The following is a 12,043-nucleotide window of genomic DNA, read 5'->3' on the forward strand; positions in this document are numbered from 1 at the left end:
ACTCAGTCGGTCTACTGAGGCTTGAAGTCGTGTGCGCAGGCTGGGATTTCGGTGCCCTGTCGGTGTGCAAGCGGCAGAAAAAGGGCTGGGCGGATCGTCCAGGTGATGCGGGTACTCACGTGAGTTACCGAGACTGTGCAGGGCTGCATCTCTAAGAGGGCTCGTCGAGTCTGGATGCGGCGCTCATACAGCCATCCTCATGCCTCGTCGGATGCGTCGGCGTCGAGTGCCGGTGAGATTGTGTGCAGAGCAACCGCTACCTACCTGTCGGCCTGCGGCGCTGAGTACGCGTCGAAGGATCCTCGGAGCTCCGGCGCCGTTCCCACGGCGAGGTCTTCTGTCCAGCACTCGCACCAGTAGCCCCGCTGAGGCTTGGTCGTCAGCATGGATGGCCTTTTGGGCGGACGCCTGTGAAGAGTTCCGCGGTGACCGTGTGGCCGCCGTTGCTGTTGTGGACCACCACCCGGTGCGCGAGCGCGTTGACCATGCCCAATCCCTGGCCGTGTTCGGCGTCTTAGTCCTGGTGCTCGACCTTCGGGGCCCGGCCGGTGCCTCCGTCGTCCGTGACCGACAGGGCGACCATCTGCGGGGAGATCCTCGGTGTCGCCGTCGACGCGATCGACTTCGAGTCGGACACGCTGCACGTGGTCCAGCAACTCAAGCTGAGCCGCAGCAAGGCCGTGTTCGCTCCACCCAAGGGCGGCAAGCTCCGGGACGTACCGCTTCCCGGTCCGGTCGCAGACGCGCTCCGTGCCCACCTGCAGCGGTTCCCGCCTGTCGAGATCACGTTGCCTTGGAAGGTCGCGGACGGGCCGCCTGTGACAAAGCGGCTGATCTTCACCGGGCCCCGGGGCGGTCATGTCTGGCGTACCTCGCTGAACGAGGAGGCGTGGAAGCGGGCGTTGGCTGGTGCCGGAGTGATCCCGGTGCCTGAGCGTGGCCGGCCTTACGTCGAGTCGCGCGAGAACGGCATGCACGCGCTGCGGCACTTCTACGCCTCGGTGCTCCTGGACGCGGGAGAGAACGTCAAGGCCCTCGCCGAGTACCTGGGCCACTCGGACCCAGGGCTGACGCTGCGGGTGTACGCGCATCTGATGCCGTCCAGCCAGGAACGCACGCGCAAAGCTGTTGCCAGGCTCTTCAGCGCAGCCTCGCCCTCCCATCCAAGCAAGTGAGCACGTGGGTGGCCCCCAACTGCAGGGGCCACCCACGACTATGCAGTCTGCGGAATGCACTGCAGTGGACTGGACTCATTCATGCGGCGCATCGCTCGATGGGTGTGACGACGGGCTCAGCGGGTCGAGAACCGGTGCCGTAGGTGCAGTTGGCGGGTCTGACGTCGCTGCCGCCCCATCCCCTAGACCAAACAGAAATCCCAGAATCAGCACGCAGGCACCCGCAGCGGTGATCGCCATTGCAAGGTCGCCCTTGGTCGCTCGACCGTCATGCGTACTACGACTCCGGTGGAACACGATGCATGCGACGACGATGCTAACCATCACAACGAAGCCATTGACCAGAGGAACATGCAAGGTCACTGCGGGCCCTTACCTCGAAGGAAGACCCTGCTCACGTAGCGGGTCTATGCCGGTAGCACCCTGAAGAAATCACTACGTGTAGTAGTCATCGCCGGTCTCATATCACGCGACGGAGAGTGATCCTCAGGGGGCTTTTTTTTAACGGCCCGCCTTCGTTCAGTAGCCAGTTGCAAGTGTACTCAAGCGAGTCGCCCTCAGAACCCGCTTGTCAATCCTCCTGACGGCCCACAGACGGCCCGGCCTCAACAAAAAGCCCCCGACCCGCGGAAAACTCGCAGGTCGGGGGCTCGTCAGCGTCGCGTTACTTCTTCTTGCCCTGGTTCTTTACCGCTTCGATCGCCGCCGCGGCCGCCGCCGGGTCCAGGTATGTGCCGCCCGGGTTCAGCGGCTTGAACTCTGCGTCCAGTTCGTACGAGAGCGGGATGCCCGTCGGGATGTTCAGGCCCGCGATGTCCTCGTCCGAGACGCCGTCCAGGTGCTTGACCAGGGCTCGGAGGGAGTTGCCGTGGGCCGCGACCAGGACCGTGCGGCCCGCCAGGAGGTCCGGGACGATGCCGTCGTACCAGTACGGGAGCATGCGGACGACGACGTCCTTCAGGCACTCCGTGCGGGGGCGCAGCTCCGGCGGGATCGTCGCGTAGCGCGGGTCGTCCGACTGCGAGAACTCCGTGCCGTCCTCGAGGGGCGGGGGCGGCGTGTCGTACGAGCGGCGCCACAGCATGAACTGCTCCTCGCCGAACTCCGCGAGGGTCTGCGCCTTGTCCTTGCCCTGCAGCGCACCGTAGTGGCGCTCGTTCAGGCGCCAGCTGCGGTGGACCGGGATCCAGTGGCGGTCCGCCGATTCGAGGGAGAGCTGCGCCGTGCGGATCGCGCGCTTCTGGAGGGAGGTGTGGAGCACGTCGGGCAGCAGGCCGGCGTCCTTGAGCAGCTCACCGCCGCGGACTGCCTCCTTCTCGCCCTTCTCGGTGAGGTTGACGTCCACCCAGCCGGTGAACAGGTTCTTCGCGTTCCATTCGCTCTCGCCGTGGCGGAGGAGGATCAGCTTGTACGGTGCGTCGGCCATGGTCCCGAGCGTAATCGACGCCCTGTGGCGTTCGCTCGCCCGCCCGGAAGGCGGACACCCGTCGGGCGGGCGATCAGGGGAGTGCCGTCCGCCCCGGCTCGACACTTGACGACTTCTGTTAATTGAGTGGCCTCCGCCGAAGCCGTCCTCGTAAGTTGTGCTCGCCGTAAGCACCGCTTACCCGAGGCGCACACAAGGCGCGCACGAGGCGCACACGAGGCGCGCGAAAAACTGGAACCTGGGGGTCCCGATGCCGTTCACGTCCCTGAGCGTGAGGCGTGCCGCCCGCGAGACCGTCTCCGGGCTCCCCCGCGAGTTCTGGTGGCTGTGGACCAGCACGCTCGTCAACCGGCTCGGCGCCTTCGTCGCCACCTTCATGGCGCTGTACCTCACCCTCGACCGCGGCTACTCCGCCTCGTACGCCGGGCTCGTCGCCTCGCTGCACGGGCTCGGCGGCGTGATCTCCTCCCTCGGCGCGGGCGTGCTGACGGACCGGCTCGGGCGGCGGCCCACCCTCCTCGTCGCCCAGTCGTCCACCGCCGTCTCCGTCGCGCTGCTCGGCTTCATGCACCACCCGGTGGCCATCGCGGCCGTCGCCTTCCTCGTCGGCATGGCCAGCAACGCCTCCCGCCCCGCCGTGCAGGCGATGATCGCCGACATCGTGCGGCCCGAGGACCGGGTCCGGGCCTTCTCACTCAACTACTGGGCGATCAACCTCGGGTTCGCCGTCTCCTCCGCCGCCGCCGGGTTCATCGCGCAGTACAGCTACCTCGCCGGCTTCCTCCTGGAAGCCGGGATGACGATGGCCTGCGCGGTCGTCGTCTTCGCCAAGCTTCCCGAGTCACGGCCCCAGCCGGTGGAGAGGGTGGCCGGTGAACCCGAGGTGGGTCTGCGGACGGTCCTGCGCGACGGGCGCTTCATGAGCGTCGTCGGGCTGTCCTTCCTGGTCGCGGTGATCTTCCAGCAGGGGTTCGTGGGCCTGCCGGTGGCGATGGGCGCGGCCGGGTTCACGCCCGCCGACTACGGCCTGGTGATCGCGGTCAACGGCGTGCTGATCGTCGTACTGCAGATCCCGGTCACCCGGTTCATCCAGGACCGGGACCCGCGGCGTCTCCTCGTCGTCTCGTCGCTCCTCGCCGGGTACGGGTTCGGGCTCACCGCCTTCGCCGGCTCGGTCGGCGTCTTCATGCTCACCATCTGCGTCTGGACCCTCGCCGAGATCGTCAACGCGCCCACCCAGACCGGTCTCGTCGTCCGCCTCTCCCCCGTGCAGGGCCGCGGCCGGTACCAGGGCATGTACACGATGTCCTGGTCCGTCGCCGCCCTCGTCGCGCCCCTGATGTCCGGCGTCGTCATCGACCGGTACGGGGCCGCGTGGCTGTGGGGCCTGTGCGCGGTCGTCGGCACGGTGGCCGGCGTCGGGTACGGGGCGCTCATGCGGTCGCTCCCCGACGAGGAACCCCTCGTGCCCGTCACCGAGGTGCCCCTGCCGACCACCGCCAAGTCCGAGATCGGCACCGCGCGGGACATCACCCCCGCAAGCTGAGCGCGTACGCCTCAGTGGTGCATCCGCGCCCCCTTCACCACCTTGTCCACCGCGCCCCGCGCGCCGTACACCGCGAGGCCCACCAAATCCAGCTCCGCGGTCGGTACGGCCCGTACCGCCGCCCGGTTGTCCCGGTCGTTGCCGGTGGTGAACAGGTCGGACGTGAACAGCGCGCGGGGCAGGGCGCGCGCGAGGGCCTTGCCGTGGGCCGCCTTCAGCGTCTCCTTCGTCCCCTCGAAGACCAGCACCGGCTGGCGGAACATCGGCAGGTACCCGACCCCGTCGGCGTCCGCGTACGGCTCCCCGACCACCTCGGGGACCGACGGGCCGAGCCCGCTCACGAGGAACGCGGTCACGTTCAGCCGCTGCCACGGCTCGAGGTCGTCCCGCAGCAGGACAGCGATCTTGGTGTCGAAACGGACGGGGGGTTCGGCGTGGCCGGGGGGTTCGGCGTGGCCGGGGCCGGGGCCGGTGGGAAGAGGTTCAGCGTTCATGCACTGAGACTGCCGAGCCCCGTACGCGTCCGTCTTGTACGTTCTTTGCATGGTCGCCCAGCGTGAGGTCTCCGCGTGGCGCCCGAGCGTGCCGGGTGTCGTGGAGGTGTTCCACGCCCACTTCACGGAGTACGCGTACCCGATGCACGTCCATGACGCGTGGACCCTGCTGATCGTCGACGCCGGCGCGGTGCGCTACGACCTCGACCGGCACGAGCGCGGCACCCCGGACGGCACGGTCTCGCTGCTCCCGCCGCACGTCCCGCACAACGGCTCGCCGATCACCGCGGACGGCTTCCGCAAGCGGGTCCTGTACCTGGACCTCAGCCGGCTCGACGAGACGTACATCGGCCCGGCCGTGGACACCCCCGACCTCGTCGACCCCGTGCTGCGGCGGCGGGTCGGGCAACTGCACACCGTCCTGGCCCGCCCCGGCGACGAGCTGGAGGCGGAGAGCAGGCTGACCCTGATCGGCGAGCGGCTGCGCGGCCACCTGCGCCCCGCGCCCGGCCCCGTCGCGAACGGTCGCGGCGCCGACCACCCGCTCGCCCACCGGCTGCGCGAACTCCTCGACGAACGCCTCCTGCGGGGCGTCACCCTCCAGGAGGCGGCCGGTCTCGTGCACGCGCATCCCGCGCATCTGGTGCGGGCGTTCAGCGGCGCGTACGGCATACCGCCGCACCAGTACCTGATGTCGCGCCGGGTGGAACGCGCCCGCCGGATGCTGCTGGAGGGCCGCACGCCGGGCGAGGTGGCCGCGGAGACCGGCTTCTACGACCAATCGCATCTGACCCGCCACTTCAAACGGCTGGTCGGGGTGGCGCCGGGCCGCTACCGCGACAGCTCGCGCTGAGCGTCGTACAGGTTCCGGGGGCGTACCGCGTGCGCCGTCCCGTACAGCTCAAGGCGGGAGTGCAGCGGCCCGGTGAAGTCGGGTACGTCGGTCTGGCCGGACTCCGTCACCTCGTTGATGCCGACGGTGGCGCTGTACGGGGCCAGTGCGTCGATCTTCATCAGGCCGGCGCGGCCGTTGGTGACGCGGATGTTCCAGTGGGTGAAGCGCGCGCCGAAGAGCGGTCCGGCGCTCGCGTCGCCGCCGTGGCGGCCGTCGTTGGTGACCGTGATGTCGGTGCGGACGTTCGCGAAGGGCATGCCGCGGTGCGAGTCGAACGTGCCCATGCGCATGTCACCGCGCGACCAGACGTTGTACGAGGACAGCCCCTCCACGTTGATGCCGTGCAGCTGGGTCCCCGCGGGCGCCGGTGTCGTGCGCTCCTCGATCGTGAAGCGGTCGACGAGGTTGTCGTGCGAGCCCTCGCGGCAGAAGTACGGGTGGTGGGAGCCGCGCCCCGCGACCCGGGTGTCCCGCAGGGTGCAGGCCGAGGCGGCGACCAGGCCGAAGCCGTTGTCCATGTGCCGTACGACGACGTCGTCGGCCCAGCAGTCGTACGCGCACTGGAAGGTGACGCCGTTGTACCCCCGGTCCAGGAGGTGCGGGCCCTGCGGGGTCTCGACGGCCTCCAGGGTGAGCCCTTCGACGCCGGATCCCGTCAGCGCCTTCACGTGCGTGGTCAGGCGCGGGTCCCACTGCGGGCGCACGTCGAGCGGGAGCGGCCGCTCCAGGGTGATGTGCCGGCCCCGCACGCGCGTGACGCGTACCGGCCACTCGTACGGGACGTAGCTGGTCAGCTTCGTCTTGTCGTCCCAGTGGTACGCCTCCGGGCCCGGACCGCCGCCCGCCATGTGCTCCAGGAGGGTGTGGTCCGCGTCGTCGGCGAGGCGCAGCAGGACGAGGTCGCCGGGCGCGAGGCGGCCTGGGTCCGCCACGGCTACCGACCAGGAGCCCCGGCGGGCCGGTTCGACCGTGGTCAGCGTCCGCCACTCGTCCCGCTCGTTGCCCGTCCAGCCCTCGAAGGGCCACCGCCCGGCGCGGATCGCGTCCGTCAGGCTCGTGAAACGGTCCGCGGGGCAGAACCAGATGAGGCCGCCCGCCCAGGACCAGGACGACTTGTCGCCGCCGTAGCGCGAGCCGTAGGCCCCGATCAGCTCGGTGAGACTGCGGGTCGCACGGAGCTTCGTACGGGCGCTGCCGGCGCCGCGCAGGACGACGTTCGAGTGCCCGACGTGGATCAGGCCGTCGAGGCGGTAGGTGCCGGGCGGGACGAGTACCGTGCCGCCGCCGGCCCTTCCGGCGGCGGCGACGGCACGGTTGATCGCGGGTGCGGAGTCGGCCGAGCCGTCCGCCGTGGCGCCGTACGCGCGGACGTCGGCCACGACGGGACGGCGGGGCGGGCGGGCCGCTCCGGCGCGCTGCCCGGCGCGGCCGACGTAGGGGATCTGCGGGTGAGCGAAGGGGGCGCGGGCGTACTGCCGCCACAGTTCGGGCACCTGGCCGGGGCTCGCCCCCGGGCCGGTACCGGCCCGGGGGCCGGCGCCCCTCGTGGGGGACGCGCCCGGCCCGGGGGCCCCGGCCGCCGCGGGTGCGCCGGTCACGGCGAGCGCCGCGACGGCTGTCGCGCCGGCGAGCAGGGCTCGTCTGGTGATGTCCGCGTCATGGTCCCTGTCACGGTCGCCGCCACCGTTGCTGCCACGGTCGCCGCCACCATTGCTGGCACGGTCACTGCCACCATTGCTGCCACGGTCACTGCCACGGTCACTCATGCCCGAACCGCCTTCCAGGGAGGGGAAATTCCATGGATGTGAACGAAGTTCAGATGTGCGTCGGCGGTGAGCATGACACGACAACCTCACGGCGGAGAAGGGTCGTGCAGGGGTCAGTTGGTATGGACCATGGGGTCAGTCGGTCGGGCGCTCGAACAGGTGGCTGAACGCGTCCAGGTTGCGCGTGGACTCGCCGCGCGACACCCGCCACGCGTACTCCTTGCGGATCGCGGACGCGAAACCGAGCTCCAGGAGCGTGTTGAAACTGCCGTCCGCGGCTTCCAGGACCGAGCCGAGCAGCCGGTCGATCTCGTCGGCGGTCACGGCGGCCAGCGACAGCTTGCCCGCCACGTAGACGTCGCCGAGCGGGTCGACGGCGTAACTCACGCCGTAGAGCTTGAGGTTGCGCTCCAGGAGCCAGCGGTGCACCCCGGCCTCGTTCTCGTCCGGGTGCCGGACGACGAAGGCGTTGAGCGACAGGGAGTGCCTGCCGACGATGAGCGAGACGGTCGTCGACAGCTTCCGGGTGCCGGGGAGCTTCACCACGTAGTGGCCGGCCCGCGGGCTCTCCCACTCCAGTTCGGCGTCCTTCAAGAACTCCTCGACGGTCCCCGCCGCCCGCTCCACGTCCGTCGTCTCAGCCATGGTGGGAGCGTACGTGACGGCGGTGTTCGAGCATCGCGGCCGTGTAGACGTCGGCCGTGGCCGCGGCGGCGGTGTCCCAGCCGAAGGACTGGGCGTGCCAGGCGGCGGCCGCGCCCATCCGGTCCGCGAGCGCCGGGTTGTCGGCGAAGTCGCGCAGCACGCGCGCGTAGTCGACGGGATCGTGGCCGGGCACCAGGAAACCCGTCTCCTTGTGGCGCACGGCGACCGGCAGGCCGCCCACCGCGGCCGCGAGCACCGGTGTGCCGGCGGCCTGCGCCTCTATGGCGACGAGCCCGAAGGACTCGCTGTAGGAGGGCATCACCAGGACGGACGCGGCCCGGAACCAGTCCGCGAGCTGCTCCTGGCCGACCGGCGGCCGGAAGCACACCACGTCGGCGATGCCCAGCCGCGCGGCGAGCTTCTGCAGGCCCTCGGGCTTGGCGAGGCCGCTGCCGCTCGGGCCGCCCACCACGGGGACGACGATGTTCGAACGGAGTTCGGGCCGCTCCTCCAGGAGAACGGCGACCGCGCGCAGCAGCACGTCGGGCGCCTTCAGGGGCTGGATGCGGCCCGCGAAGAGCGGTATCAGGGCGTCCTGCGGGAGGCCGAGGCGGGCGCGGGCGGCGGCGCGTCCGTCGGCCGGGCGGAACCGGTCGAGGTTCACGCCCGGATGGACGACCGCGACCTTGCCCTGCTCGGCCTCGTAGTGCCGTACGAGCTGGTCGGCCTCTTCCGAGGTGTTGGCGATGAGGCGGTCGGCGGCGCGCACGATCTGGGTCTCGCCGATGACGCGGGCCGCCGGCTCGGGGGTGTCGCCCTCGGCCAGCGCCGCGTTCTTGACCTTCGCCATGGTGTGCATCGCGTGCACCAGGGGGGCGCCCCAGCGTTCGGCGGCCAGCCAGCCGACGTGGCCGGAGAGCCAGTAGTGCGAGTGCACCAGGTCGTAGTAGCCGGGGCGGTGGCCGGCCCAGGCCTGCATCACCCCGTGCGTGAAGGCGCACAGCTGGGCGGGCAGCTCCTCCTTGGCGAGTCCTTCGTAGGGTCCCGCGTCGACGTGCCGGACGAGGACGCCGGGCGCCAGTTCCACCTTGGGCGGCAGGGCCCCGGTGGTCGCGCGCGTGAAGATCTCCACCTCGATGTTGATCGCGGCGAGGCGCTGGGCCAGCTCCACGATGTAGACGTTCATGCCGCCCGCGTCGCCCGTGCCGGGCTGGTGCAGCGGCGAGGTGTGCACGGAGAGCATCGCCACCCGGCGGGGCCTGCGGTACGGGCGGAGCCTCGTCGCTGCCGCCGGGGAGCGGCGCCCGAGCCTGCTCACGTACTGGCTCACGTGGCCTTCCTCCTTCTACGGACCGTGCTGCGGGCATACCGGCGGCGGGGCGTGGAGCACCCTTCAAGTCCTGAACATCGGAGGATCCTGCTCCATTTCCTCTTTGCCGAATCATTACCGCAAGTCGCTCAACCGTTCGATGCGCTTCTGCGTGCCGTCCCCTCGGTCCCCACCGGCACCCGTCGGCGCCCACCGGCACCCATCGGCACCCATCGGCACCAAGTGCCCGTCAGCGCCGGGTACCCGTCAGCACCGGGTACCCACCGGTCCGGGTGAGCGCAAGGGCGCCGCATACCCTTGACCTCATGAACGCCCGCGCAGCGAAACCCGTGGGGACGGTCACGCGCGGGACCACCAACCCCAACCGGCTGCGCCGCATGGACCGCTGGATCGCGGCCACCCACGGCGCCGAGCTGCGCCGCGCCGACCACCCCGTGGCGGTCGACCTCGGATACGGGGCGGCCCCCTGGACCGCGGTCGAACTGCTCCAGCGCCTGCGCGGGGCCGACCCACGCGCGCGCGTGGTGGGCGTCGAGATCGACCCCGCCCGGGTCGCGGCGGCGAAGCCGTACGAGCGCGACGGCCTCGAGTTCCGGCACGGCGGCTTCGAGGTCCCGCTGCCCGGCCGCCCGTCGCTGATCCGCGCGGCGAACGTCCTGCGGCAGTACGACGAGGCCGAGGTCGCCGCGGTGTGGGCACGGCTGTGCGGGCGGCTGGCACCGGCGGACGCCACCTCGCGCGGCGGACTCCTCGTCGAGGGGACGTGCGACGAGATCGGCCGCCGGCACGTGTGGGTCGCGCTCGGCCCCGAAGGTCCGCGGACCGTCACGTTCGCCACCCGCCTCGGTTCCCTGGAGCACCCGTCCGACCTGGCCGAACGCCTCCCCAAGGCCCTCATCCACCGCAATGTCCCGGGCGAGCCCGTGCACGCGTTCCTGCGCGACTTCGACCGCGCGTGGGCGGCCGCCGCGCCGTACGCCTCGTACGGCGCCCGGCAGCGCTGGATCAGGGCGGTCCGCGATCTGGCGGCCGACTGGCCGGTCGCGGACGCCCTGCCGCGCTGGCGGCAGGGCGAAGTGACCGTGCGGTGGCAGGCGTTGGCGCCGGTCGCGTAGGGCCGGGATCGCTGACGGGATCGCCTGACGGGGGCGCCGGCCGGGGACGCTCGCCGGAAAGCGAAGGTACTCGACGAGGACGGAGGCGCCGGGCTGTCGGGCTGTCGGGCTGTCGGGCTGTCGGGAAAAGGGAACGATCTCGCTGAGTCGTTCGTCACACTGGCGGGGAACGCGAGGGAGATCGCGACCGGCTGGGCAGTGAGGGGGAGCGGGCGGGCGGCGAACAGGTGGTGGACGGGTGGAAGTTCCCGCCCATCTCTGTCCTGCTGTGCGCCGGTATGGCACGATCCCCGGAGCGTTCGTAAGTTACTGACGGTGTATCAGTTAGGGGGTCGGTCCATGGGATCCGGCGTGCGGAGCGCGACCACTGCGGCCATGGCGCTGGCCTGCGCGGCAGTCATCCTGTCCGCGCCGGGCGTGGCGTACGCGGCCCCGACGCCGACACCCGCCCCGGCCCCTTCCACGGCCCCCACCACGGACCCGGACCTGACTCCGGCTCCCGGCGCGACACCGGTGAGCAACGAGCAGCTCGAAGCGGTCCGCGAGGACCTGGACACGCTTTACCACGACGCGGCGGTCGCCACGGACGCGTACAACCTCGCCGAGGAGCGGACCGAGCAGCAGTCCACCCAGATCGTCGGGCTCGCCCGCGAGATCGTCGAGGGCAAGGCCCGGCTGGACAAGCTGAAGGAGCGCACGGGCGCCGCCGCCCGCGCGCAGTACCGCGGCGGCGGCCTGCCGGACGAGGCCAGGCTGGTGCTCAGCGACGATCCGCAGGACTTCCTGGAGGGCGCGGGCCGGGCCCGCCAGGGTGCGCAGGCGACCAAGGGCCTCCTCGCCGAGATGCGGCGCACCCAGCAGGACCTGGAGCAGTACGCGCGCGACGCGGCGGCCCAGTGGAAGAAGCTCGAGGCCAACCGCGAGGCCAGGGCCAAGGCCAAGAAGAAGGTCAAGGAACAGATCGCCGCCGCCGAGAAGCTCGAGTCGGCGCTGCAGAAGGAGGAGAGGAAGCGGCTGGCGAAGCTGGAGCAGCAGGCCGCGCGGCGGGCGCAGACGACCTGGCTGGACTCGGGGGTCCTGGACGACATCAGCCGGAAGGCCTCCGCCCGGGGCAAGAAGGCCGTGGAGTACGCGACGGCGCAGATCGGCAAACCGTACGAGTGGGGCGCCGAGGGGCCGAAGACGTTCGACTGCTCCGGGCTCACCTCACAGGCGTGGGCGGCCGCCGGGCAGGGCATCCCCCGCACCTCGCAGGAGCAGTGGAAGCAGCTCGACCGCGTCGCCGTCGAGGCCATGCGCCCCGGCGACCTCATCATCTACAACTCCGACGCGAGCCATGTGGCGATGTACCTGGGCGACGGCGCGATGGTGCACGCCCCCCGCCCCGGCCGCACGGTGACGATCGCAGGGGCTGGCTCGATGCCGATACTCGGGGTCGTACGGCCCGGTTAGCAGGGCTTGCCGGTGCCGGGGCGCGCGTCCGGTGGGTGCGCCGTCCCGCCTGTGCACGCGCCGGGCGACTGCGGGGAGCGCCGTACGTCACCCCCGTACGCGTGGCCCGGCCCGCCCGGCCTGGTCTGCCCGACCGGGGTTGTCCCGGCGCCGACCCCTGCCAACCCCTCGCCGACCTCGTCGGCGTGACCTGCAGCAC

At 71.2% G+C, this 12,043-nt stretch carries 9 protein-coding genes and 3 pseudogenes; 5 read left to right on the plus strand and 7 right to left on the minus strand.

Annotated features, from left to right (window positions below):
• Positions 1-11: 11 nt before the first annotated feature.
• Positions 12-386, minus strand: a pseudogene (locus QFZ75_RS17635) (hypothetical protein).
• A pseudogene (locus QFZ75_RS17640) lies at positions 380-595 on the minus strand (ATP-binding protein); the annotation flags it as partial. The pseudogenes QFZ75_RS17635 and QFZ75_RS17640, both read right to left, overlap by 7 nt.
• On the opposite strand from QFZ75_RS17640, the pseudogene QFZ75_RS17645 reads away from it, so the two are divergent.
• Positions 588-1,175 (plus strand): annotated as a pseudogene (locus tag QFZ75_RS17645) (tyrosine-type recombinase/integrase); the annotation flags it as partial. The pseudogenes QFZ75_RS17640 and QFZ75_RS17645 sit on opposite strands and share 8 nt — an antisense overlap.
• A 664-nt stretch (positions 1,176-1,839) precedes the next feature.
• On the opposite strand, the gene QFZ75_RS17650 reads toward QFZ75_RS17645, so the two are convergent.
• Positions 1,840-2,601 carry a phosphoglyceromutase gene (locus QFZ75_RS17650; protein ID WP_307538067.1) on the minus strand — a complete coding sequence of 254 codons (762 nt, stop codon included), beginning with the start codon at positions 2,599-2,601 and terminating at the stop codon, positions 1,840-1,842.
• A gap of 250 nt (positions 2,602-2,851) precedes the next feature.
• Here QFZ75_RS17650 and QFZ75_RS17655 point away from each other — a divergent pair, with 250 nt between their 5' ends.
• Positions 2,852-4,147, plus strand: coding sequence for an MFS transporter (locus tag QFZ75_RS17655; RefSeq protein ID WP_307538069.1), 1,296 nt, complete (start codon positions 2,852-2,854; stop codon positions 4,145-4,147).
• An 11-nt stretch (positions 4,148-4,158) separates the two neighbouring features.
• On the opposite strand, the gene QFZ75_RS17660 is transcribed toward QFZ75_RS17655, so the two are convergent.
• Positions 4,159-4,641, minus strand: a complete 483-nt coding sequence (locus QFZ75_RS17660; protein ID WP_307538071.1) for a DUF2000 domain-containing protein — start codon at positions 4,639-4,641, stop codon at positions 4,159-4,161.
• Positions 4,642-4,690: 49 nt separating this feature from the next.
• On the opposite strand from QFZ75_RS17660, the gene QFZ75_RS17665 reads away from it, so the two are divergent.
• Complete coding sequence (locus tag QFZ75_RS17665) at positions 4,691-5,494, plus strand: AraC family transcriptional regulator (RefSeq protein WP_307538073.1); 804 nt, start codon at positions 4,691-4,693, stop codon at positions 5,492-5,494.
• Here QFZ75_RS17665 and QFZ75_RS17670 read toward each other — a convergent pair.
• From QFZ75_RS17670 to mshA, 3 genes are all read right to left on the minus strand, one after another.
• Positions 5,473-7,302 (minus strand): glycosyl hydrolase family 28-related protein, encoded by a 1,830-nt coding sequence (locus tag QFZ75_RS17670; protein ID WP_307538074.1) that lies wholly within the window; start codon positions 7,300-7,302, stop codon positions 5,473-5,475. The two genes, QFZ75_RS17665 and QFZ75_RS17670, sit on opposite strands and share 22 nt — an antisense overlap.
• A 135-nt stretch (positions 7,303-7,437) precedes the next feature.
• Positions 7,438-7,947: a YbjN domain-containing protein gene (locus QFZ75_RS17675; RefSeq protein WP_307538076.1), complete on the minus strand. Its 510-nt coding sequence runs from the start codon at positions 7,945-7,947 to the stop codon at positions 7,438-7,440.
• Positions 7,940-9,277 (minus strand): D-inositol-3-phosphate glycosyltransferase, encoded by a 1,338-nt coding sequence (gene mshA / locus QFZ75_RS17680; protein WP_307538078.1) that lies wholly within the window; start codon positions 9,275-9,277, stop codon positions 7,940-7,942. Before mshA ends, QFZ75_RS17675 begins: the two co-directional genes overlap by 8 nt.
• A 305-nt stretch (positions 9,278-9,582) precedes the next feature.
• On the opposite strand from mshA, the gene QFZ75_RS17685 reads away from it, so the two are divergent.
• Together QFZ75_RS17685 and QFZ75_RS17690 are read left to right on the plus strand one after the other, a co-directional pair.
• Positions 9,583-10,392, plus strand: coding sequence for a class I SAM-dependent methyltransferase (locus QFZ75_RS17685; RefSeq protein ID WP_307538080.1), 810 nt, complete (start codon positions 9,583-9,585; stop codon positions 10,390-10,392).
• A 339-nt stretch (positions 10,393-10,731) separates the two neighbouring features.
• Positions 10,732-11,844: a C40 family peptidase gene (locus QFZ75_RS17690; protein ID WP_307538082.1), complete on the plus strand. Its 1,113-nt coding sequence runs from the start codon at positions 10,732-10,734 to the stop codon at positions 11,842-11,844.
• Positions 11,845-12,043 lie beyond the last annotated feature (199 nt).

This window comes from Streptomyces sp. V3I8, from assembly GCF_030817535.1.
Taxonomy (GTDB): Bacteria; Actinomycetota; Actinomycetes; order Streptomycetales; family Streptomycetaceae; genus Streptomyces.